This is a genomic window from Bacillus sp. FSL R5-0443, assembly GCF_038608285.1.
Lineage (GTDB): Bacteria > Bacillota > Bacilli > Bacillales > Bacillaceae > Bacillus > Bacillus velezensis.
The window spans coordinates 1877156-1900328 of record NZ_CP152013.1; the positions used below are offsets into that span (position 1 = coordinate 1877156).

21 protein-coding genes and 1 pseudogene are annotated in these 23173 nt (G+C 37.4%); all 22 read right to left on the reverse strand.

All coding sequences use genetic code 11. The features are described from left to right. Nucleotides 1-1058: 1058 nt before the first annotated feature. Nucleotides 1059-3215, reverse strand: a pseudogene (locus NYE28_RS09190) (phage tail protein); the annotation flags it as partial. A 12-nt stretch (nt 3216-3227) separates the two neighbouring features. Further along, nucleotides 3228-3986 carry a phage tail domain-containing protein gene (locus tag NYE28_RS09195; protein WP_342490401.1) on the reverse strand — a complete coding sequence of 253 codons (759 nt, stop codon included), beginning with the start codon at nt 3984-3986 and terminating at the stop codon, nt 3228-3230. Nucleotides 3987-4043: 57 nt separating this feature from the next. Continuing rightward, nucleotides 4044-10922 carry a phage tail tape measure protein gene (locus tag NYE28_RS09200; RefSeq protein ID WP_342490402.1) on the reverse strand — a complete coding sequence of 2293 codons (6879 nt, stop codon included), beginning with the start codon at nt 10920-10922 and terminating at the stop codon, nt 4044-4046. A 58-nt stretch (nt 10923-10980) separates the two neighbouring features. Beyond that, entirely contained in the window at nt 10981-11661 is a 681-nt protein-coding gene (locus tag NYE28_RS09205; RefSeq protein WP_205164292.1) for an immunity protein, read from the reverse strand. Nucleotides 11662-11744: 83 nt separating this feature from the next. Then, nucleotides 11745-12695, reverse strand: coding sequence for a hypothetical protein (locus tag NYE28_RS09210; RefSeq protein WP_241158056.1), 951 nt, complete (start codon nt 12693-12695; stop codon nt 11745-11747). Nucleotides 12696-12866: 171 nt separating this feature from the next. After that, nucleotides 12867-13082, reverse strand: a complete 216-nt coding sequence (locus NYE28_RS09215) for a hypothetical protein (RefSeq protein WP_053574394.1) — start codon at nt 13080-13082, stop codon at nt 12867-12869. Between the two features lie 44 nt (nt 13083-13126). Continuing rightward, nucleotides 13127-14128: a site-specific integrase gene (locus NYE28_RS09220; protein ID WP_014472041.1), complete on the reverse strand. Its 1002-nt coding sequence runs from the start codon at nt 14126-14128 to the stop codon at nt 13127-13129. A 13-nt stretch (nt 14129-14141) separates the two neighbouring features. Beyond that, nucleotides 14142-14558, reverse strand: a complete 417-nt coding sequence (locus NYE28_RS09225; RefSeq protein ID WP_335432223.1) for a hypothetical protein — start codon at nt 14556-14558, stop codon at nt 14142-14144. Further along, entirely contained in the window at nt 14558-15043 is a 486-nt protein-coding gene (locus tag NYE28_RS09230; protein ID WP_342490403.1) for a hypothetical protein, read from the reverse strand. The genes NYE28_RS09225 and NYE28_RS09230 overlap by 1 nt, the downstream gene beginning before the upstream one ends. An 82-nt stretch (nt 15044-15125) precedes the next feature. After that, nucleotides 15126-15320 carry an XkdX family protein gene (locus tag NYE28_RS09235; protein ID WP_342490480.1) on the reverse strand — a complete coding sequence of 65 codons (195 nt, stop codon included), beginning with the start codon at nt 15318-15320 and terminating at the stop codon, nt 15126-15128. A gap of 1 nt (nt 15321) precedes the next feature. Further along, on the reverse strand, nt 15322-15660 hold the full coding sequence (locus tag NYE28_RS09240) for a hypothetical protein (protein ID WP_262388817.1): 339 nt from the start codon (nt 15658-15660) through the stop codon (nt 15322-15324). Then, nucleotides 15654-16988 carry a pyocin knob domain-containing protein gene (locus tag NYE28_RS09245; RefSeq protein ID WP_342490404.1) on the reverse strand — a complete coding sequence of 445 codons (1335 nt, stop codon included), beginning with the start codon at nt 16986-16988 and terminating at the stop codon, nt 15654-15656. The genes NYE28_RS09240 and NYE28_RS09245 overlap by 7 nt, the downstream gene beginning before the upstream one ends. Next, nucleotides 16988-17344, reverse strand: a complete 357-nt coding sequence (locus NYE28_RS09250) for a hypothetical protein (protein ID WP_225045989.1) — start codon at nt 17342-17344, stop codon at nt 16988-16990. Before NYE28_RS09250 ends, NYE28_RS09245 begins: the two co-directional genes overlap by 1 nt. Before the next feature lie 72 nt (nt 17345-17416). After that, nucleotides 17417-17881 (reverse strand): hypothetical protein, encoded by a 465-nt coding sequence (locus NYE28_RS09255; protein ID WP_225045990.1) that lies wholly within the window; start codon nt 17879-17881, stop codon nt 17417-17419. Between the two features lie 18 nt (nt 17882-17899). Next, complete coding sequence (locus tag NYE28_RS09260) at nt 17900-18703, reverse strand: hypothetical protein (RefSeq protein WP_225045991.1); 804 nt, start codon at nt 18701-18703, stop codon at nt 17900-17902. A gap of 40 nt (nt 18704-18743) precedes the next feature. After that, complete coding sequence (locus NYE28_RS09265) at nt 18744-19454, reverse strand: hypothetical protein (protein WP_069007082.1); 711 nt, start codon at nt 19452-19454, stop codon at nt 18744-18746. Continuing rightward, nucleotides 19451-19957, reverse strand: a complete 507-nt coding sequence (locus NYE28_RS09270; protein ID WP_342490405.1) for a hypothetical protein — start codon at nt 19955-19957, stop codon at nt 19451-19453. Before NYE28_RS09270 ends, NYE28_RS09265 begins: the two co-directional genes overlap by 4 nt. Then, entirely contained in the window at nt 19954-20619 is a 666-nt protein-coding gene (locus NYE28_RS09275) for a hypothetical protein (RefSeq protein WP_047474201.1), read from the reverse strand. The genes NYE28_RS09270 and NYE28_RS09275 overlap by 4 nt, the downstream gene beginning before the upstream one ends. Before the next feature lie 9 nt (nt 20620-20628). Beyond that, on the reverse strand, nt 20629-21015 hold the full coding sequence (locus NYE28_RS09280) for a hypothetical protein (protein WP_342490406.1): 387 nt from the start codon (nt 21013-21015) through the stop codon (nt 20629-20631). Nucleotides 21016-21027: 12 nt separating this feature from the next. Next, nucleotides 21028-21501: a hypothetical protein gene (locus tag NYE28_RS09285; RefSeq protein ID WP_257730885.1), complete on the reverse strand. Its 474-nt coding sequence runs from the start codon at nt 21499-21501 to the stop codon at nt 21028-21030. 54 nt (nt 21502-21555) lie between these two features. Further along, a complete protein-coding gene (locus NYE28_RS09290; protein ID WP_338706773.1) occupies nt 21556-22662 on the reverse strand; it encodes a hypothetical protein in 1107 nt (368 codons plus the stop codon). Nucleotides 22663-22686: 24 nt separating this feature from the next. After that, entirely contained in the window at nt 22687-23151 is a 465-nt protein-coding gene (locus tag NYE28_RS09295) for a hypothetical protein (RefSeq protein ID WP_253600113.1), read from the reverse strand. Nucleotides 23152-23173: the final 22 nt, after the last annotated feature.

Consider the following 23173-nt stretch of genomic DNA (forward strand, 5'->3'; position numbering starts at 1 on the left):
CCTTTTGTACCGCCTAATGTTTGTCCTCTGATAATGGATTCGGCTTTCTTACCAATTACATTGTATACAGACTTCTCATCTGAAATTGCATATACAGAATATCCTTGCCACCAATCTTGAGCCTGAAAAACTCTAATCCAAGCTTCAAACCAATTCGCCTGAATTGATTCATTGTATTCTCCTAGGTCACCGAATGCGTTATGGGGTTGTTCAGGAGAGTTACTGTAAGGTGGGATGCCAAGTTCACCAAAGAAGATCGGCTTATTCCATTTATCATAAAATGCTTTGATTTCCTTGAATATATTTTGTCCTCGTCCGTATAACGGTACGCTATAAATAGCATCAATTAACTGATCGATAGATGGATTTCGATTATCAGTCAATTCAAAATAAGCAGCTATGGCAATGATATCAACAAGTCCGAATATAGGATTGTTCAGCTTTTTGTTGTACGCAGCAATCGTTTCGGGAGCCCAGTCAGCAGTTACCCAATAATTTGTCCGGTAGAGTAGCTTACCAGAGAATAAACTCCTAATGCCTGTAATAACTGATTTCCACTTTTCTGTTGAGTCTTCCATATGAACTAAGTTTGAAGCAATGTATAAACCGTCTAATTTAAATTGCTCACATTTTTTAGCGAAGTCTTGAAGGATGTTGTTCCATGCTGCGAACCATTGGTCTAGATCAGAAGGCATCCAATCGGTTTCAGCTATCGTTCCATTTGCGATGAAGGGATAGGGTTCTAAAATAACGTTGTATCCATCATTTTTGAGTTTAGGGATCATATCCCATGCTTCGTTATAAGTGTAGTCAACAACAGTTGGATTTGAATCTGAAGCATCTACTGCATTAATAAGGATAGGAATCGTGACTGTGTTTAAGTTTAAAACAGTTGAGTCATTACTTACATCAGAATAATATTTACGACCAAATGCAGAGACATTTCCGCCTTTCCATTTCAGAGGATTGACCAAAAGGTTATTGAGCTCAATGTTTTGGACACGACTATCATAGTCGGAGAGCTTAGTGTCAACTTGTGCGGCTGTGGTTTCAACAAGCTCAGCTGTTTTTTGATCACTGGAAACCCATTTTTCTCCGTCGTAAGATGAAACAACGCCGGTAACCGTATTAGTCCATAAATCGTTTGCTTCAGGTTCTTCAGGTTCAGTTGAGGAGACAGTGTATTTCGAGCCATTTAGCTTGCCTTTAACTTCTACTGTAGAAGAAGGGAGGTAGGGGTTTTCTGAAGGGAATTTAGGCTGTACAATATCAGATAGTATTCGACCACTACTATCAATGGATGTCTCTACTGTGCGATAGGCTTGGACTCCAAATGTATAGTACTTATTTGAAACTTGACCGGTTAATGTTGCAATTCGTTTATCATAACTAACTGATAAATATTGTTCAGCTGACATCTTTGAACCAAAGAGGTATGTTTCGTCTGATGTGTCAGAGTAGCAATGGATAAGAAAACCATCGATATTGTATTTGTCCTCATCAGAGTCTGGAAAATCCCATTCAATTGATACATCTACAGATCCATTATCATTTACAACATGAGTTATAGCAGTCCCGTCATTACGTATAGTTGGGTTTGCAACGGGTGCAGATATACGATCATTTCGTGCATTGTAATTGGTCAGTAGGGTATCATAATCAATCTTTTTCTTATTGAATTCAGTTGATGCTTTCTTGGCAGTATACAATGAGCGTGCAAAGTCTTGTTCTATCGTAGTAGCTCTTTTTCCATTCGAAAGTGTTACTTGTATACTTTGCTGCTCAAAATCAAAATTCATTCCTGTAAGTGTTGCTTTGACATCAGTTCTAAAATCGTCATTAACTAATCTGATTATATCTCCCAGGTAAATTCTATCCCAAAAATCCTTTTCTTTGGTGACAGTAAATAGGTTCACAATGTTTGTTCTAATGTCTACCGGCGGTGTGTTTTTCTCTCCAAGTTCCTCAAGACCTTTTTCATACAGCTCTGTTTCATCAAAAATGTTGTCATTAGACCAATCTTCTTGACGGATAAAATAAGACAACTTTTTCATTAGCTTTTCACCGAGAAACTTATCCATAGATAACCGATCTTTTAACACTGCTATTTCTTCAGTTATCTTGGAAATCTGATTGGCAGTGGCGGATATTTCAGCTTTCTTTGATGTAACTTCTAGTTGTTTGGCATCTCTTTGCTTGATAAGGTCTTTCGTGTCATCTCCAGCTTTTTTTGCTACTGTGATCTTATCTAAGATTTGTTGTAATTCAATTTTTTCTAGGGTGAAGAGGGTATTCTCCTGTGCCGTTTTTGTTGCTTCAAGATCTTTTTTCTGATTTAAAAGGAGGTAAAAAGAAGAGCCTTCTTTATTTACAAGTTCATTGTAATCTAAAATTGCATGGCACAAATCATCATCCATGTAATCACTATGCTTAATTACATTTCTTTTTTCATCACGTTCAAAAGGGTAGAGGAAATAAGAGAAATCGTCCAAGTAACTCTGGCCAGTAGGATTGACTGAATTAATAACAATTCCATCTTTACCGGTAATGTCTAATCGTGTTACGACTTGATCAATATCAATGGTATCTTCCATATCAATCATGAACCTTTTAGGAGAGAATTGGACACCTTTATACTTGGACACAGTTTCTTTTTTATAAAATGATACTGTGTTGTTCACAGTATCAAATATAGGCACAGCCTCGAAAGTTTCTCCAATGTTCTTTAAAAACTCATATCGGGTAGAGGTAACATCAAATGAGCGGCGTTTTTCATTAAAAGAGGGGTCAATAAAGTCTACAGTAAAGCAAGTTCCTTTGAGACAATCTGTGGCAACTTCCAACAGATTTTTAGAGATGCCTTCATATGATTTGATTTTGCTTTTATGAAGAATGTAGGGAAGCCCTTGAGCTCTAACTTGTATTGTTTGTTCCTCATTTTCTGACTTTGTCAATCCGGTTATTACAAACCATTCAACTCTGTTTAAGAACTCTGCCTTAATGAGATACCAGCCTTTTATGAGTTCTGCCACATGGTTTGGCTTCATCTTGAAATTATATCTTGCTTTAAGTGGGATATTAAAAGTTAGATCGTGGAGTTCATCAAAATTCAAATTTAGAGAGGCGTTAGAGAAATCTACTATATTAGCGACTTTCTTTTTATTTGGTTTTGCTAAAGAAAGCTTGAGATGACCTGGTTTAAAATCGTAAATCAATATAACATCCCCTTACAAATACTTATATCTGTATATAAACCGGATATAACATTCGCCCGTTATTTTAACTCTATTTATCCCTCTTGTTAAAAAAACATACTGCTCATTGACTTGATCATAACACTCATACCCAGTAACACTGGAGGTGATCAGCTCTTTATTGGCATCTACATTGATAACTTCTTGATGTTTAATTGATGTGAATTTTAGAGGTTCTTTATAAGCTGTCAAGTTTTCAATTGTGATGTCTCCGTCACCGATTTTTTTGAATTCAAGAGAGAGTGGGATATCTAAATCCCCTATATTTTTAATTTCTATATTATTAGAGCCTAATGATATGTCATACCAATGTGTAGTCGTTTCTCGTCCATACCTATAAGGAAATACTTTCATTGTCAGCTTCACATATCCGTCATTAGAGCAGTTGTGTACCAAGTCTGTTGCGTTCACTGGCAAAGCAAAATAAATGATATCTAAATTACTACTGAATGAAAGAGGCTTGTAATCTTCTACATTTAGCCAACGTGCAACTCTTCGAATATTTTCCTCATCTAAATGATCTTCTATGTAAAAATTTAAAGGGATTTCATATGGTTCACGTTTAACACTGTCTACATATGGCTCAGAAGCTGATCGTGTATATGTTTCATTTACTGTTCTATTCGCTATGAATGTCTCTTCCAATAGTCCACCATCTGTATTTACATTCACTGCCCCAATTTCATAAGAGGGGATATCATCAAACATAAAATATTGACTTTCTCTAATCATAAAATTCCACCCTTACCAATCAAAAAGCAAGCTGAAGAGCCTGCATTATACAGACTCTTACATGCTTCCATTTAATTTTATAACTTCTTTCTTGATGGTTTCGAACATTGTCCTAGCTCCTGTTTCGCCACCTGTGAGCTTTTCAATATTGAAATTGTTTGTTAGATTCACTGTTTTATCACCAGTAGAGTTAACTGTAGGAGGGAGGTTAGTGGTTTTAACGTTTGGTATCAAACTATTAGATAGGCTCGATTGGTTAATATTCGGAATTATTGATGGAATAGAGGTGATCCCTTTGTTAATCAAGGCTGCTAATTTCCCACCTTGTCCCCATTTAGGTGTTTCATTATTCAAATCGTTATCAGACAGATTGCGAACTTGCTTTACAGTTTCAAGCATATTTTCAGTATCTGTTTTATTTAGGATAAGCTCTTTATCATGAAGGAAGGCGAGCTTACCTGCACCTAGTCCTGTTCCTGTATATCCGCCTGATGCAAAAGAAGATACCTTTTTTCCAGTTTTATTGCCTTTGGTCACAGTATTAAGGGCATTAGAGGCTTCTTTAAGCTTATCGATAAGGTTATTAGAGATGCTTTTCCCGATGGACTCCATATTGCTGTTAATGAACTTAGAGAATTCATTCAGTTGCTTAGCAATATCAGTAATCTTCCCATCCATTAGCTTTTTCTCAAGTTCCTTAAATCCACGCTCATCATTAACGAGATCATCATATTTCTTATTGATTGAATCTTCGTCTTTTTGAAGCTGATCTTGCAACGCTTCTTTTCGTTTGCTGCTTTCACGATCTTTAAGAAACTCATCTAGATCTAACTGTTCCTTTTGTAACTGCTCAGTTAATTCCTTAACCTTTGACTTACCAAACTCTGAGTCATCAAGAGAATACTGATTAATTTGGTCAGTGAGTTTTTGGATACTGTCTTGCTTCTCTTTTAACTGTCTTTGAAATTTAGCTTCATCATCAGTTTTATCAATCTCATCAATCAAGTCTTGCGTAGCTTTTTGGTGCGCTTTTAATTCAATGTCACGCATCTTTTCGTACATCTCTTTATAGATAGAGACAACTTCATCAGCAAGAGATTTGTACACATCTTTGATTGATTTCTTTGTGTTGTAAAGCTCCAGATTGTAATCTTTCTGCTTATCTTTCCAATTTTCAATCTCCTCTGTGATTTGTTTCTGAATATCCGGGAACCCTTTAGCAGCTTTCTTTTGAGCTTCCAACTGTTTGATATACTTTTTCGCTTCAGTCTGTTGCTGCTGAATAAGCTTAATCTGTTGGCTATAATATTTAACCTTGTCTTTATCTTCCTCGGTCATGGATATTTTGTTGCTAACATCTTTAAGCTTGGATTCAGTTTTCTTGGTTGATTTCTCTATACCGTTAAGCGTTTCATCAACTTTAGATTGGATGAGCTGTCCCTGAAGTTCTCTTACTTCTTCTTGAAAGTTGATGAGATCAATCTTAGCTTGTTTTAATTCCTCAGCAAGCTGTGCTCTTTGAGCAGCATTCAAAGTTTTGTTTGTTTTGATTTCTTTTTCAATAAAAGAAACCTTCTGACTCTGAATCTTTTGCTGTTCAGTTAAAGCTTTTTTCTGATCGTTTGTATACTTGCGGAATTCTTTACTGTCGCTTAGGTAATGACTAGCGAGCGCTTTGTCTTTAGCGATTCTTACATCAAAATCACCAATACGCTTGTCATATTCATCAAGTTTCGATTGAACGATCTCATATCTGAGCTCTTGTATCTGATCGTTTACTGAATCAATGTCACCTTGAAGGGAGAGGAGGTCGGATTTAGCTTGCGCTATTGCTTGTTGTCGTTCTGCTTCAGCTTGGGATGCATCTGAAATAGATGTACCGACACCTTTTAAATACTTCTCAGGGTCAACCGTCTTTCCGTTTTCCTCAATTTGAAGATGAAGGTGATTTCCTGTTGAATTGCCCGTACTGCCAACTTTACCGATGGTCTGACCAGCTTTAACAGTTTGACCGGCTTTAACAGAAGGGGTATCAAGCATATGCATATACTTAGCAACTTTTCCATCATCCTGCTGAATGACGACCCAGTTACCGGCAGTCTTACTATAACCAGCAATTTGAACTTTTCCACTCTGAACCGATTTAATTGCGGTTCCAGCTTTCGCTGCGAAGTCGATACCTTTATGTGGAGTTGATCGGTAAGCGCCATCTTGTGCACCATACTTAGAACTTATTCTAAACGCACTGTTTTTCGTGTAGTAGCTTGCAATGGAGGAATTAGCAGAAGTCATTGACTTAGTGTAATTCGACATGATCTTCTGAACATAATTCTGAGTTTCCTTGAAAGGAGGGACTCCACCGTACTTAATTACATTACCAGGCCCTGCGTTATAAGCAGCAAGTGCTTTCTCAACATTGCCACCAAATTTGCTTAGTTGTTGGGCTAAATATTTTGTGCCACCCATAATGCTCTGATAAGGATCATAAACATTGTTTACGCCTAAGCTTTTAGCAGTGGAAGGCATCAACTGCATTAATCCGGCTGCGCCTGCTCCAGAACGAGCTCTTGCATTGAATCCTGATTCTTGTTGGATTACAGCTGCAATTAGAGCTGGATCAACACCGTATTTGCTTGCGGCAGAATTAATGTAGCTGGAGTATTTACCGGAGTAAGACCCGTTACCGGAAGAATAAGAACCACCAGAAGATGAACCAGAGGAAAGGGAAGAGGTAACTATACCGTATTGTGCAATGTTCCCTGACTTAATTTGATCCTTGAGGAGTTTGGCTTGCTCCTGCATAAGCTTTTTCTTTTGTTGAAGAGCTTTAATTTCTTTCTGCAGGGCATTTCGATAACTTTGGGAATACTTTGGATAGTCGTTTACTTGCTTATTGTACTTTTCGACTTCAGCATTAACTTTCTCCAGAGCTTCCTTGTATTTATCAGCCACGTACATGGACGTTTTGGTTTCTTCATTTGCTTTCTCTTGCTCATCTGTCCATTTTTCAAGGGAAGTACCTGATTCTATTAACGCTTGTTTGTTTGTTTCCTGAGTAGACGTAGCTTCTTCGGATGCTGAGATGTAGGATTTAAGAGCAGCTCTAACGCTATCCATTGCAGAGATTTGGCTGTTAGAAAATCCACCCGGTTGCAACATTTTTTCTTCAAGCTTATGTAATTCTTTCTTCGCATCAGCTACATTATTAATTGATTTAACTTCAAGCTGAGACAATTCTGCCTCGGATATATCGAGCTTACGCTCTCTCCGAAGCTTTCTAAGGCTGTCAATTCGTAAAGAATCAGCGTTTAAGGTTTTAATGACATTATTGACTTCAGTTTTCATTAGCTTATTGCTATATTGAACCATGTCATTATAGGCATCAAGCTTAACTTTTCGCTGACGAATTACTTCATCACGGTTAACCTTAATAACACCATTTTCATAACTTATTGCTTTGGCTAATTCTTTATCTTTTTGGATTAGAGCATTAGCTTCATTGGCAGAAATGCTCTTTCCTTCAGCCATTTTTTCTAAAAGTTCATTTAAAGGGGCAACTTGTTCTTTGGTGTTATTAAAAATATCCCCGTTAAGAATGCCTTGAACAGAGTCAAACTGCATTGATTCTGACATGCCTTTGATTACATCTTTAATCTGACTGATATCATTTGCATCAAGTGCTTCTTTGAGCTTTTGACCAAAATCTTCAGCTTCATTACCTGCTTCAGCAAGAGTTTCCCCTAAATCACCAACTTCCGATTTAACAGAAGAAATGGCCTTATCTCCATCTTTAATGTTCTTTTGTGCCTTATCAAAACTCAACTTAAAGATATCAATAGAAGAACCGGATTTTGAATAGGTCTCCAAAAGGGTTTGAAGATCTTTTTTTGCGCTATCAAATGCTTTTTCATCGTTTGAATTCAACGCTGTTTGCATTTTCTCTTGGAGTTTACCCAGTGCAGAAGAGAATTTATCAAGATCATCAGGATTCAAATCATCTTTTAGAGTGAGTTTGCCAACAATGTCATTGATACTCGTCTTTAAAGTGTTGCTGATATCTATAGAACTGTATGCTTGGGCGATTGAGAGCACACTATCTCTAACCTTTGCATTTCCACTTGCGATATCGGACTGCGCTTTAAGCATTCCTTGTTTCGCTTTATCAGCTGCAATTTTATAATCGTCATCATCAGCAAGGAAGTCCCATTTTGGTCTACCTTTATCATTATAATCAGCAATTTGTTTGTACTGCTTCAGTTCATCCTTAGACTTTTTGATTTCTTTAGCAGCGTCTTCGAATGTTTTCTTAGCACTATCTTTAGTTTCCGTCTTTTTAAGTTCAAGATATTCTTTGGTATTTGCAATAGCCTCTTCTAAAGCTTTATTACTTTTTAAAATAGCATTTCCTTGAGAATCATAACCTTGAATTAAAGCGGGGAAGGTCTGAGCCAATTGCTGAGTAACTTGAAGGTATTCTTGTTCTTCGTCTGATGAAAGGGTTCTTGATTCCTTAGCTTTTTGAAGCTCTTTGTACTGTTTGATCAGTTTATCTGTGGAATCTTTGTTGGTTGTAATTGCTTCAACATTAGTCTGTTGACTCTGTTCAAAATCATCTTTAGCTTTTTTTGCATCTGCGAATGATGAAACTATGCTTTCTAAAGCCCAGCCCAACGCAACAAGTGCGCCTCCAACCACTGTAGAAACCAAAAGCCCTCTAAGAGCAGTTTTCAAAACTCTTGATGCAACCGCAGCACGGGTCATACCTGCTTCTAATCCGATGCTAGCTAAAGTTTCTTGTCTCATTGCTTTTGAACCTAATATAAGAGTAGTAGCTAAAGTTCGAGTGTTTTTACTGAGTAACAATGTAGCAGTGCTAATCGTTACAAAAAGAGGGGGGAGAAAACCAACAGTGTTAATTATTCCAGTAGATGCTTTTAACAAAGAACCCAGAGCTTGAGTGAACTCAATCAATCCGTCACTAATAAAGGCATCCGATGAAGCTATAGCCAACTCAGTAAAATTGTTTTGAAGTTTATTTAATCTTGCTTGTAAGCTATCTGCGTATTTCTGTTGTTCGCTCCAAGCGCTACCTGCAGAATTAGAAGCCGTCGTTGCGGCATTTTGGGCAATAGAGAAGTTGTTCATCATTGCATTAAACCTTGAGAGTTGGTAAATGCCTGCTACACCGATTGAGGTATTTTGCTTTTGTGCGTCAGAAAGTGTATCCCATTTTTGTGCAACTTCGCTTATCAACTCACTTGCTGACTTAGCTTCTCCGCCAGCGGTCTTTACCGAAACCCCAATCTGTTCTAGTGCTTTGATTGAGCTATTATTATTCCCGATACGTGCAAAAATGGTCTTTAATGAGTTACCAACAATGTTTCCCGATTCACGGGTAGTACTTGCAATTGCTGTAGTATAGCCAATTAAATCGTTTAATTCAACGCCAAAAGTAGAGGCAGTACTACCTGCTTTTCGAATTGAATTGGCCAGATCAAGAGTGGTTACAGCGTAGTTGTTATCCACTTCATTTAGCTTGTCTGCAATTGAAATGGAATCATTTGCGGCAATATTGAAATTTAACATTGCGGCAGTCAAAGTGTTAACTGTGTCGTCAGGAGTCAAGTCAGAGACGTTTTGTAGTACCTGAGCGGTTTTTGTTAGAGTGGACAGTTCACTTTCATCAAAACCCATACGCCCAAAATCGCCAGTCATTTGCAGAATGTCAGTGATCTTATTTGAAAGAGTGTCACCTAAGTTGATTGACTCTTGAAGAAGCTCATTGTACTTGTAATCAGGCTCATTCATCACACGTCTGATGTTTGTCATTAGAGTATCAATTTCAACAGCCTGGGAGACCATTTCCTTGAGTCCGGATATAGCACCATAGAACAAAGAACCGGAGATTAAATATGTGGACATACTTTTGAAAGCTTGAGTTAGCTCTGCACCAAAAGAAGAGGCTTGACTAGCTGCTGCTTGCGCATTCGAAGCCAATTCCCTGAATTGCATGTTCAAGCTTTGCATTTGAGATCTGATATTGCTTCCGCCGGCACTTACGTTAAGACTATTAACTGCATTCAGGTATTCTTGAATAGCTTGTCTATTTCCGGCACCCATCGTATCGCCGTAGCGAGTATTAAGGTTTTGTACGTTTACCTGCGCTTGGCGTTGATACAGCTCAATAGTTTTTCTGAGTTCATTATTTTTTGCCACAGCAGCAGACTTATCATCGAGCATTTTAATTCTGTTTTGTAATGCTTCAATTTGTTGCGCTGTTTGAGCGGTATTTAATTTCCGCCCAAGGGAAGAGAGGGTGGTGTCAGTTACAATTCCTTGCTGTCTAAGTTTTTCTAAATCCAGTTTTAATTGTTCAATTGCTTTTCGTTGTTGATCATAGTTCGTTGTTACTTTTGATGTAGTAGCGTTTGTTTTTGGGTCAGTTGTATAAGTAATATCATCGAAGCCATTGCGATTCTTTTGAGTAACCTTCGTTGTTTGTCCTTGAGAATTCTTCTGTTCTGTTCTTTTCTGTACCTGACCTAGTTTTTCAGTCGCTTGAGCAAGCCTGTTAACTTCTTGTGTTTGTTCGCGTAATGATTGATTGCGATTGTCAATGGTCTTTGTCTCACGTTGAATGATTTCGCCATTTTTCTTATACTGCTGCGTTAGCTTATCAACAGTGCCATCAGCATTTCTGGTAATAGTTGTAGTTTCTTTAACTGTTTGATTGAAAGATTTGAGATGCTTTTGATAAGTTTCAACTGCAGAGGAGAAGTCGTTGAGTGTCTTTAAAGCAGAGGCATCAATATTTGTCTTTAAATTAAGGGAATTAAGCTTTTTCTCTAAAGATTTAATTTGCTGGTTCAACTGTTCAACAGTCTTAGAGGAGGTATCAGCTTTGGGTGTGAGAATGATCTTTAAATCTTGACTCAAATATAGGTCACATCCTTTCAAGTAGGCTAAATTAACACAAATAAAAAAGCCACTCAAATTATTGAGCGACTGTACTTGTTTTCTTGATAATTACATCCATGACACCTTGCCAATATTCGGCGTTTTTTAAAGCCTGTTGAATTATATTTCCATCTTTTTTGTAGCCTTGAGGTTCATATCCATCATCCTCGCGAGAAGGGAGGAAGTGAATATAGTGAATAGGATTTTTGAGGTTTTCGACCGTAATTTTAAGCGTAATCGACTTCACCATTTCTGTTTGAGTAGAGGAGGCCGACAAACCCCCAATTGCTGCACCGATTCCGCCGCCTAATAATCCTCCAGCAATAATCCCAGATTTGGCAACCTTCGATATCACCTGGTCATCCAGTGAGATTTCTGACTGAATAATTTGGGCAAAAGGGATAACATACTCGTTTATTTCTTCGCCATTAAGCTGGTATACTTTGAGAGTTTCTTTATCTTCATTGTAAGCAATCTTTGTTTTATAAGTGCTAAAGAAATTATCAGGATTATATTCGCTATCGTAGGCTTTTAGCATTTCAGCATTTTTTCTAATCTTTTCAGCAAGAGCTGCGTTTTTTATTCTGTAAGGTTCGAGCGCTAAATAGGCCAATCCTCCAATTATTAAGCAAACCCCCAGAGGTCTCCAACCATCCATCAAACAGAAGAAAAGGCTGAATAAAAAATAGCCACCATAAGCCATAATCTTATAACCCATCCAACCACCACCAGTATTATTTTCCTACATTATATCATGATTTCCAAAAGTGTAGAACCAACAAAGGGGGCAGAAATGAAGCATTAATTCTTCTCTATTTCGGACTTTACTTGTTCCAACAGGCTTCTGTATTGAATTGCGCGTGATCGACAAGTTCTACTACTATCCATACCATAGGTAATGCCATAAAATATCCCTACAGAAAACATAATTCCAATAGTAACCGATGCCATGGTGGGTTTACCTTCGTTAGCATAAGCGAAGTAGTATACAAGATAAGTTACGAATAAGGTGCTTACCGATGTTAAGCCTGGTACAATCTTTGAATTATCGAAATACTCTTCGATATCCTTCATTCTTGCTATAGCTAAAATTAAAGTGTCGAGATCTAAGCCTCTTATTCGTTGAAGTTCAGCTTTTTTATCTTTAGTTGACCAATATCCAAGACGGTCACTAATGTAAGAGGCTATTTCGTTGTTTTTCCATTTAAATAAGACTTCTTCCAAGGATTTTGCTTGTTTTATATAAAAGGTGTCCTTTTTCCAGAAAGGCCACACCTTATAAATCTTTACTTCAATTTGTGATGACGGTAAAGACTCTTTTTCATTCTTTTTGTCAGCCTTAGCTTGTTCAAGAAGGGTTTTAAAGTACGTAGCTGTTGTCATCACTCGTATATCTAATATAACAGCACTTAGCAGTGTGAATACACAAACTATCAAATAAATGAAATAAACTTCGCTTCCAATTGGTAGTGTATTCATAAATATAAATTTAAGTGACCCAAGTGATAAACTTAATATACATAAAATAAACATTGCATATTTGGAATAGAAAAACCCTGATTCAATTCGTGCCATCTTAGCTATTCCAGAAGTAATATCTTTATCACTCAGCTGTTTTAGATATTCAAACTTCTGCCACTGTTGCTCGGAATTGAGACTCTCGTTTGAAGGAAACTCTTTACGGATAAATCTAATTAATTTTCTTAATTTTGGTGTTGTAATCAGCGACTCTATAATTTCGATAAATTCCACCAATATTCACCTCGATAATATTATCGGTTAAATATGGATTTACTTAAGCGATTCTGTGCCAAGGTTTGAAAATGCTATCCATTGAGTGCATGAATTTTAAACATAAGCAAAATCCCTCTTGTTTGAGGAATCTTGATTCTGCATAAAAGAGGGATTTCATAAAGAGTGAACCTAAAGCAAATCAATTGATATGTCACCCAACAAGCTTTTCTTAATCTTCCCGTATTCAAGTTTACCGGTGCTTGCGTTGTAAACAAGAACTTTACCGTCACTGATCTTGGATTCATCAATCTGTTTAGATCCGAATTGGTTCTTATCAGCTTTAGTACCAAGCTGCCTAGTTAATTCAGCAACAGCTTCGTTCAATTCATTAATTTGCTGTTGCATATTCGCAATTGAACTTTGGTGAGGATTGAAGAGACTCATAAGGTTTACGAGAAGATTTGATTCTTTTCTTCTTTAAAATCACGGAGGTCGTAGTGCTTAATTGTTGTAGACACATCATTATGCTGTGCAACATATTTACTCACGAGCTCAATCTTAATTTTCTTAACTTCAAGAAGGTAAGTAATACAGGAGGCCTTAAAGAGGTGAGGGTTAATGCGGCGGCCGAGGATATCAGAAAGAACATCAGAACAAAAGTAGTCAGCCCAACCCTCTGACATTTGTCTTGGTTGGCCACCGTACTGTGTAGTAAATAGATATTCATGGTCATATCCCCGTTGTTCATGCCAAAGCTTCAAATATTCCAGAGCTTCTGTGTTAATCATGTAGTCGAGGGGTTTTCCTTCGCCTTTTCCTTTTCCGAGAACTTTGTGAGCCATGACATAAGATTGGCCTTCAGGTATCTCATAATTCAGGATTTCGGTTTTAAACTGAATGATTTCAGCTCTTCTGGCACCTACATTAAAGGCAGTAGCTAACCAAGCCATCCCCAAATAGTTTTTATCTTCTTCAAGCACTTTCATCATTGTTCTGTATTCATCGTAAGTAACCTTTACTTTTTCATACGTGGTTGTTTTAGGGATGGCAGGGAGACCTCTTGTAAAGTTCCTGAATGATTTGTAATTATCGTCATCTTCAGCAACAACATTTTCAATGTAGTTATTTAAAGAAGATACTCCAGCCTTTTTTAAAGCTATTCCACTTGAAGACATCCCTCTATTTTTCAGGAAGCTTTGATATCTGATGAAATCCCTTTTAGATATTTTGTAAAGCTTCTTCCCATTCAAGGAATTGTGCACCCACCAGAAGAACTGACGAAGAGAGGAGTTGTATTGCTTCCTGGTTTTATCTCGGAATGAGTGGGCGTCAAGAAACTCTTGAGTTAAGCTTCTATGCTCGTCATCAACCTGACCCCACATTTCATCCGTGACTTCGGGCAACTTTTCGGCTCTAGAGCGCATCATGTTTTGTTTTATTTCTCTGGCCATTAATACACCACCGTTATTCTGTTTTAATACCACTTGTATATAAATCTTTTTTCATAGCAGCAACCAATCGCCCATCTTTTAACGATTCAGCGGTATTCTTCATAAATGGGCGAGGTTTTCCATAACCATAACCGTATTTATCTGGATACGTATATCCTTGACCAGTCTCAACAACCGTGGCAACATCCTTACCGTTGTCTTCACGAGTATTGTCTAATGAAATTCCGTTAGATTCGTTTTGAATGACGAAGGAGTCCTTCAAAAGAGACGTACGTTCATATGCAAGAGGGTCGTATGTGTCATATACATCAGATTGCACATGCTCTTGACCCGTTTTAATCATCGCATTTTTTGTGCTGGATTGCTTTTGAACGGCTTGCTTTGCGGCAAATTCAATTAGTGCTGCTATTTCTTTTATGTTCTTGGCCATTATTCAGCCTCTTGTTCATTTTCAATCTCTTCGACCTTATTAAGGATAAGATCATTTATTTCTTCTTGAGATATGTTTGACAGTTTGTCTAAATTCTCTTGCATCATCTTTGTTGCTTCTCTAAATTTCTTCATGCTTTCTTCAGGGAAACTACTAATAATCAATGGGAAAAATTCAGAGTCCACAAGCTTAACAAACCACTTTACTTTGTTTTTGATATCACTTGGAATACCCAAGTCTGTAAATTCTTTAATTAATGAAAAGAATCCCCATTGAACAGGATTTATGCTTTTAAAGTCAATGTTTTTTTCTTGAGCATTTTGTGGATCAGTAATTAATTCAGTAAGCATTTTGGTTAAGCGGGTAGGGGAGAAGTAAGGGTAAATAAAAACATGAACGTCATCAGTTAGTTGCACTCGTTCTTTCTTGTCATATTTACTTACACTTTCTTCGATTAACCCAAGACTTAATTTTTTCGATGCCATCTCATTTCCTCCTTATATATCCTCTGCACACATTAAAAAAGACACCTCAATAGGGGAGAGGTGTCTAAATAAAACTTGTATTTTATTCTGTGTCTGCTTCTTCGTAGTCTTCGCCAGTGATTTCTTTGAACTCTTCTAAAGTGACTAAACCATTCTTTACACCTAATTGTAGCTCTTCTTTTGTCACGTCGTTAAATTCCTGGTAAGCTTCTTTGACTTGATCGACGGTTGCCCATTTCCGACTCAGGGCATTAACCCAATAATTATATGTAGCTATATTATGAACCTCCTTTTAGCTCACTAATGTCTTTTAACATTGTGCTTATTGTTCTGTTGACTTGCAACAAGCTTAGGCGGAGTTGGGATAGGGTTTGTCCTATTATTTCAAAATCGTTAGGTTCAGGGATACTCGGTTTAACGCTATCTTTGTATTCTTCAGTTGCTGATTCAATCCATTTATTTTTCTTGGGATCATATTTGGGCAAGATTATTGTGGGGTCTGGGACAGCAGTTGTACTATTTGGAGGAAGAGCATCGCCTTCAATGAAGTCTTCTCCAGCGTACATAAAGTTCTCATCGTAATAAAGAACATGCATAATATTTTCACCTACTACCATAAAGGAATTCCTATATTAAATGAAACTCTGGAAACACTGTTAATGTCATTAGCGTACAATCCATCAAAACGTAAATCTCCATCTGTTGTGAAGGCAAATCTTGCTGTTCCATATGATCCAATTGTGGGTACTACAAAATCCACCAACTGTGTTGGCTTGGTTGAGAATTTAGCAACTGCAGTTCCAATGGCTGGCAATGTCCCGAAAGATCCTCTTAGCCATAACACGTTGTTTACACTCGAGAATTTGAAAGGGTAAGTGGAGTATTGTGTAGCTCCATTAATAAGTGTAACTGGGTTCCAAGAACCTGATGTACCACTCCATCTGGCTTTGTCATCTAAAGTAACGTGAATATCAGTTTTTGCTTCGTGGGCATCGGTGTACGCTTTCGCTGAGTTGAGTGCGGTAGTAGCTCTTACTTGTGCTCCGTCAGTCGTTTCATGTGTTTGCCATGAAGTCCAAGTTGAATCGCTTTTTCTAAAACGGAAATATGTATGTGTTCCGTAATACGCCTCTAATGCAAATTGTGCAATTGTAGATCCATAGTTCATAACAACTAAATAGACATTGGATAAGTTGGCAGGGGAGTGAAGCCCCTGGTTGGCGATTAAATAAAACCCAGTATTAATCAAATCGTTGTACTCCGTTTTTTCGGAGCTACCCTTGTAGAATATTTTTCCATCATCAGCAGTGAGCTTGAAAAGTTGAGTAGCGTCCCATCTATCCCGATCAGATTTGTTGATATGGACATTAGTGTCATTCAGATGATTATCAAAGTCACTTTTAGTAGCTTGTTTTACATTGTCTACATTCCCAAGTCCAATCTGTTCAGCAGTAACCTTGTGTGGGTTTGATTGATTGTCAGTATGTTCAGCTAAAAAAGACTTTGACCTTTCATCGGAACTGTTCCAATAACTGCGCTCATCCTTTGTGATATGTCTATCCTGGTCTGCATCGTGAGCATCAAAATCCACCTTCGATGCCTGTTGAATATTATCAACCTTAGACAACCCAACTTGACTTTTTGTAACTGCATGGGGATTTTTCTTATCCTCAAGATGGCCATCAAAAGCTACCTTTGTGGCTTGCTCTTCATTGAGTACATTTGATAATCCGACTTGCTCTTTAGTTACATGGTGCGGGTTTTCTGTGTTCTGAGTATGCGACTTTAACTCTGAATTTTGCTTTTCCATGAAATCATCGACTTTGTCAGATAAACGCTTTTCATGATCAGACATATGAGCTTCAGTTCTGTAAAATTGATCTTTAAGATTATTGATTTGTATATTGTTTTGTTTGAGCTGACCTACAAATTTACTGCTGCTCATTAACTCACCGCAATTCCTTTAACCGTAACATCTCCATTTACGGAAACAACCTCAACCATGAATTTGAAAAGCCCCGCAATATCAAAATCCCAGTTTTCATTTGTATTCAATGTCCCCGTACCTAATTGAAAATCAGTTTTGTTTGTTCCAGCAATTTCTGTCTTTTCACCATTTTCATCTACGGCAAAGAATTTTATTTCTCTTGAAGTTGAGGAACCAGAGATCTTAACAGTAATATCCCGATAATGTGATACTACAAATTCTTCACCTTCAGACGGGGCAGTTGTTGCTTCGTGGAATGTAAAGGTTGCTTTATCTGGAATGGTTTTTAAAATATTTTCATCGGTTTCTGTCAACAACTCCACCTCCTAAGTCTGTTTAAAAACTGACTTTTATTTAAAAAGGAGAGGGGAAGTATCCCCCTCAAACTATTTAGCTTCAAATACTCTTACGTCTCTGTCAGTACCGTCATTGATCACATAGACATAAAGCGTTTTGCCAGCAGCAACAGGCACCGAAAAAGGTTTGTCACCGGCTGTCAATGGGATACCTGTATCAGCAGTTACAGTTGAGTTCCCAATGTAAATCGTGCCTTCTGCAGGAGGGTAAATAGTAAGTGCTGTCCTGTCAGTGATACCAGCGGTAACTTTTTGAGCTGTTGAAGTAACAGTGAATTTATCCGTTTTAAAAGAGGAGAAGCCTGGATCTCTTTCATTCAAGGTCACGGAAGGAGGTTGTACTTGAATCCCTTTGATAGCATCCAAGCCAGCTTGAGGGAAGTCAACTTGTAGGGGTTTTTCTTGTGATTTTAGATGAATGTCAGTGATCGGTTTACCATTTCCATCGTCTCTAGCTGAAGTGTAAATGTCTCCGTCTTTATTTAAAAGTGCCAAGATATCAAGCTCCTAACGTTATTTTGTTTCTTGCGTTGTTCCAATGTCTACACTGCTTTTAGATGTCACATCTTCTTGTTCCGTTTTAACTCCTTTTGTCCCATCAGGATTACGCTTAACACGTGCAAAAGTACCGATCTTGCCATTGTCATCAGCTAATGCTCGGTATCCAATTTCAGGTGTGTAGGCTTGTCCAGCTTCTAAAGACATGTCTGCTTCACCAGAGAAATTAACTTTGGGTAACTGGATATAGAGGTCACTGTAAATTTTTGATGTCTTTGGATCGTACTCAAGTGTGTGGATTTCGAAGTAATAGTTCTCAGAGAATTTTTCACCACTAATTTCAACTGTTTCTGCATCAACTTCAATTTGATAGTGAGCTGTTACAACGTTCCCTTTAGTAGCAAACGTTTCGGGAACCGTAATTGTTTTGTCTGAAACAGCAAATTCTTGTTGATCTCCGTCTTCATTTGTAAGTGAGACTTTTGATAAAGGTGTATACGCGATTTTGACTGTGCCAGAATCACTTACAGTAAGACTTTCATCTTCCCATACAGAAATCGTCTCGTTTTCAATTTTTACACCTTGCTGCATTGCCATAAAATCAAGATCAAAGAAAGCATTTTTTACATTACCTGAAACCTCTTTGCTTGAGTTGATGACATAGAGGTCTCTATTTCCCCATCCACCTTTTAAAAAGTCTTGTTGGACTTGTTGGGCGAACTGAGTCATTTGTGTTACAGAAGATGCAACAACCTTATGGTCACTTAGTCTTTTGGTTAGCACCTTACCAACTTCATGGATAACTGTTTGTTTTGCCAAGTGTTTTCCTCCTAATATAAAATGAAAAAGAGACTGAAAATCAGTCTCCGAATAATTGCTCTAAATTTTTGGCATCTGCTGTACTGAGGTGGTGCTTTTCTTCTTTATACATATCTACATGACTATTCCAGTCACCGATTTTCACATCAGTTGCTACAGTAGCGAATAACGCAGAAGTGTTATAATTCATTATTTCGCCCATTCTGTAATATGACAGGTACAATTGATAAATTGTCATATCGGCTACCTCTTGATATGTATAGCCATTAAAAGCAGTCACACAGCTGACGATGTCCTTTAAATCATTTTGAGAATTTTGGAGCTTTAATTGATTATTTAAATCATTAAACTCTTGCAATTCATCATTTTCAACAATTTTCTCTTCAGTCAAACAATGCATCTCTAATATCAATTTTCTAACATTATTAAATGCTTTCTGATCAATAAGCTTTAGTGACTCTTTGTCCACAAATACTTTGCTAAACACTTTAAAATAAGCTTGGTTAAATTCAGGTAAGTAATCATGAACAATTTTGAAGAGGCTGTTCTTCTTCAATTCGATAATTAAATCATTTAATGAACCGTCATTGTTGATTTTTAAAAAGTTTCTAATGATTTCCTTCTTGCTCATTTTCATCATATTTAGCTCACTTATGTACTCTGGATAATCTCTTAAGCGAATAAAGCTGATAGCACCGACATCAGTGTTAATAGGTCTTCCTAAAAAGAAAAAATCCTTTAACACATTCATTTACTTGCTCCAAAAGTGAATATCAATTTGTATCCCAAGTACCCTTCAGGTGCATTTGATATGAGTAGTCTTGTGTATTTAACATTTTTACCGATACCCGCAAAATTTTGATTGAAGAGCATGTCACAAATACGATCAGTAATTTTCAGGTTCCTGAATTCGGTCTCCTCATAAGTGTTAATGTGTGTATAAACATCAATCATCAAGTCTTGATCTAGCAGCATTACACTTTGGCTTGAGGGTTTAGGGATTCCATTGCCAAGATAAACACAAAGCCTGCAAATTGGTTGATCGGTTAAATCATCAGTTTTGGGAGCACGTTTAATTATGGAGCTTAATATCGATGGGGAATCATCAACTGGATCATAATAGCTTTTCAACGTCTGAACGTCAGGGAGAGAAGAGGAGAGAGGGTCATCTTTATAATATAAAAGACGATTCAATTCTGTATCATTCATAATGGTTCTGAATACAGTTGTCATATGTTCGACCATCATACTCATTCACTATCACCTCCAACTTTCTTTTTGGCTATAAGTCTAATTGTTCCGGTGTCTCCATAGACCTTGGAATAGTCTATATCATCAACACGGAATTCCTCACCATAAAAAGAAAGAAAAAGACCCTTCTTTAATTTTTCATGTTTTAAAAAGGGGATGGTGACATGTGCTTGCCCTTCAGGAATATTTATAGCCAATTCTGATCCAATTGTTGAGGTTGTCCGTTCTAAAACACACGGGATGTCAACCTTCTCACCAGGCACTTTAATCTTTATCGGTCTCCCTGTAACTTCATCGATCTTTCCGGAATCAATTAGTTTGTCAGAAGATGTTAGACTAATTGATGAATTACAAAGCCGCATAGTAGCACTGTCATTCATTTTGTTATCGGTAGGGCGTGAATTAACTAACCAGTAACTGCCGTCATACAAAATCAAGTCTCCACGATTTAATAAGCCTAAAACTGTAAGGACTTTTTTTGTTTCACTGTCCTGAGTGGTTTGAATTATCACCTGTTCAGGCTTGCCATTCAATTCAATGTCATAAGTTTCAGGTGAATTTGCTAAGATTTCCTTGAAGATTTCATACTTGTTTGAATTAAACTCTTCGTTTTCCCAGCCACTCAAATAATTTGAAGAAGAGGTTAGATACCAATCTATAGACATCTAATCACCTCAATCAAAATTATTCACTTTCAGTTTGCTCATCTTTTTTTCAATCTCATCGACAAGATCTTCATAGGATCTATTAATCTGAGCTTTAGTATTGGATAAACCTGTCAATTGGATATCTCTTCCTACAATGTTGTTTAATTTTAGAGCCCTATCACGATATCTTCCTAAATAATCTTTGTACATGAGTCTTCCTAAAATTTGAATTTGAGCAGGGGAGAGGGGTTCTTTAAAATCTTTTGTTTCTTTATCAAAACCCAGTTCAGTTAAATCTGTTTCATATTCACCAATAGCGTTCTTGAAAAACTGATACTCAAGTCCATCTGGTAGTATTTCATTTGACTGAAACTTTGAATGGAAAACGTTTATGATTTCATCATAGGTAGTCAAGATTTAACCCCCCTATGATTGAATGTCAAATTTAAATCCAGTGTATTCTTCAATGAACTTAATCTTAGCGTAGTCATTAATCTTTTCTTTTTTAGCCACATCAAACAGCTGAGCTTTTTCAGACTCAAGTAAAATTTCTTTTTGAACATTTTCTTCGAAGGCTTTTTGTGTTTTATACCCCAAGATTTGTTTAATTCGTTCTACAGTAACAATTTCTTGCTTGTCATCTTTATCTTCAGTCTCGAAACCTAAGTGCACACGGGTTTCTTTGTCATCGATATAGATTTTGGCGTGGGTACCTTGCCCGTCAGTTCCGGTAAACAGTGAGGTATTGTCATAAACTTGGGATTGCACTTCTCCAGCTGTAATCTGTCTAATCCCATTGGCTGGCAATCTGAAGTCTCCGTGAGTGTCAATCTTTCGGAAATATAAATCCCATGGACATAGGTTTTTAATTGTGATCTTTTTATCTAAATTAAAAGACATGTAATCCCTCCAAAAATAAAAGGAGGGACACAGCCCTCCTAGATTTTAAATTGTTTAAATTTGTGGCAATTCATATTTGGTGTCTCTGATGAGACCAATTTGATGCTCTTGTCCTTTGGCTACACCAGCTCCAATTTCCATATCAAAACGAGTGATCTCAGTTCCAGTGATGATGTCGTTACCATTCATTGAAGTAAGTCCGCCTTTTTGGAATACTTGAAGAGGAGACTTTTTGCCTTGAGGAATGAAGAAGAGAAGACCTTCAGGAAGATATGTTTTGAAGTTGTCGCCGGCTTTGTTTAATTCAGTAAGATTATAAGAGTTAGGCAATTCTACAACAGAAGAACCTTTATAAGTGTTAAGCAATCCGGTTCTTCGGATTTCATCCATTACAGATTGAGGGAGCTTAGTGCTTGAAGCATCTCCGGCTACAGCCTGGAATCCTGCAAAGTCATTTAACTGAGAAACAACAGAAAAGTCACCAACAATAGAAGGTTGTCCAAATCGGCGAATCTTTGTGATTATATCGTCTACAGATGATTTGGTGATATTTTCAGTTTCAGCAAAGTATTTAACGCCTGTTGCATTTTTAATTGCATTGAACATTTCATTTACTACATAGTACATTGCTTTGTTCATCATATCTGTTTGAACTTGTTCCATGCCTTCTGCTACTTTATCGAGGTTTCCACTTTGAATCTCACGATAGTTAACAGCATAGCCAGAAGAAATGGTTTGAGTTCCAATCGGGTATTCGTTCCAAGTTGTAGTAGCGAACGGTACGTCACCACGGGAAGCTTGGAATTGGCTTCGGATGGATTCATGCGCGTATGTTGTCATCATTGGTTGCTGATCATAGCCAATAGTTCTAAACGTGCCCATAAAATCAAATAGCTTAATTGCTGAAATAAGCTTAGGTTCAATGGCATAACGCACAATTGTGTTGATCTCGGCTTTAGCTACAGGGTTGCCCATAAGAGCTTTGGAAGCTAGTTCCTTCACATGGGTCATAGCAGCATTGGCTTTTGCTCCAAACTTGGAAAGATCTTGACCTGTTGCAGCTGCAGAAAAGATTTCTACAATAGGGGACTTAGCATTCAATTTAGCATTTGCATAATGGTTTGAGTCTTTTTGAACATTGTTTAATTCAACTGTAAACATTAATAATTACCTCCAGAATATTAATTAAGCCTGTACTGTTAGGCACAAACCTTTTCCGCCAAATGTATTTTTCTCTAAGACTTTTAGAGATACTTTAAACTCTGCAACGTCATCTCCAGCTTTAACCCATTTACCTGATTTGTCCGCAGCCGGAACCAATACGTCATCTTTAACAAGCGCATCATAGTCAACTACCACATCTGAGCTGAGTTCAATTGGCAGTCCTTTTAAATCTGCTACATTAAAAGCAAGGACATATTCACCTTTTAGAACTTTGAAGTCTTCTTTATTGCGAATTTCAGGTTTATCAATAATGTTTCCAACCACATACACATCACCTTTTGCAGTTGAAGATGCGCCTGGAGGGAATGCATTACCAGAAGAATCGTTAGGGATTACGACTAGACCAGGGACTAAATCGACACTAGCCTTGCAGCGTGGATTATTTCGTACTTGTTTGTAAGCACCAATTGTTCCAAATTTGAACATTGAGTATTCCTCCTAAATTTTA

What these genes read in the sequence shown, in the direction of transcription:
- NYE28_RS09195 (WP_342490401.1), bottom strand. Translation starts at nt 3,986, where the DNA reads ATGATTAGAGAAAGTCAATATTTTATGTTTGATGATATCCCCTCTTAT.
- NYE28_RS09295 (WP_253600113.1), bottom strand. Translation starts at nt 23,151, where the DNA reads ATGTTCAAATTTGGAACAATTGGTGCTTACAAACAAGTACGAAATAAT.
- NYE28_RS09240 (WP_262388817.1), bottom strand. Translation starts at nt 15,660, where the DNA reads ATGGTAGTAGGTGAAAATATTATGCATGTTCTTTATTACGATGAGAAC.
- NYE28_RS09230 (WP_342490403.1), bottom strand. Translation starts at nt 15,043, where the DNA reads ATGGCATCGAAAAAATTAAGTCTTGGGTTAATCGAAGAAAGTGTAAGT.
- NYE28_RS09215 (WP_053574394.1), bottom strand. Translation starts at nt 13,082, where the DNA reads ATGCAACAGCAAATTAATGAATTGAACGAAGCTGTTGCTGAATTAACT.
- NYE28_RS09285 (WP_257730885.1), bottom strand. Translation starts at nt 21,501, where the DNA reads ATGTCTTTTAATTTAGATAAAAAGATCACAATTAAAAACCTATGTCCA.
- NYE28_RS09265 (WP_069007082.1), bottom strand. Translation starts at nt 19,454, where the DNA reads ATGAATGTGTTAAAGGATTTTTTCTTTTTAGGAAGACCTATTAACACT.
- NYE28_RS09275 (WP_047474201.1), bottom strand. Translation starts at nt 20,619, where the DNA reads ATGTCTATAGATTGGTATCTAACCTCTTCTTCAAATTATTTGAGTGGC.
- NYE28_RS09290 (WP_338706773.1), bottom strand. Translation starts at nt 22,662, where the DNA reads ATGTTTACAGTTGAATTAAACAATGTTCAAAAAGACTCAAACCATTAT.
- NYE28_RS09220 (WP_014472041.1), bottom strand. Translation starts at nt 14,128, where the DNA reads ATGGCCAGAGAAATAAAACAAAACATGATGCGCTCTAGAGCCGAAAAG.
- NYE28_RS09270 (WP_342490405.1), bottom strand. Translation starts at nt 19,957, where the DNA reads ATGAGTATGATGGTCGAACATATGACAACTGTATTCAGAACCATTATG.
- NYE28_RS09205 (WP_205164292.1), bottom strand. Translation starts at nt 11,661, where the DNA reads ATGGGTTATAAGATTATGGCTTATGGTGGCTATTTTTTATTCAGCCTT.
- NYE28_RS09245 (WP_342490404.1), bottom strand. Translation starts at nt 16,988, where the DNA reads ATGAGCAGCAGTAAATTTGTAGGTCAGCTCAAACAAAACAATATACAA.
- NYE28_RS09225 (WP_335432223.1), bottom strand. Translation starts at nt 14,558, where the DNA reads ATGGCCAAGAACATAAAAGAAATAGCAGCACTAATTGAATTTGCCGCA.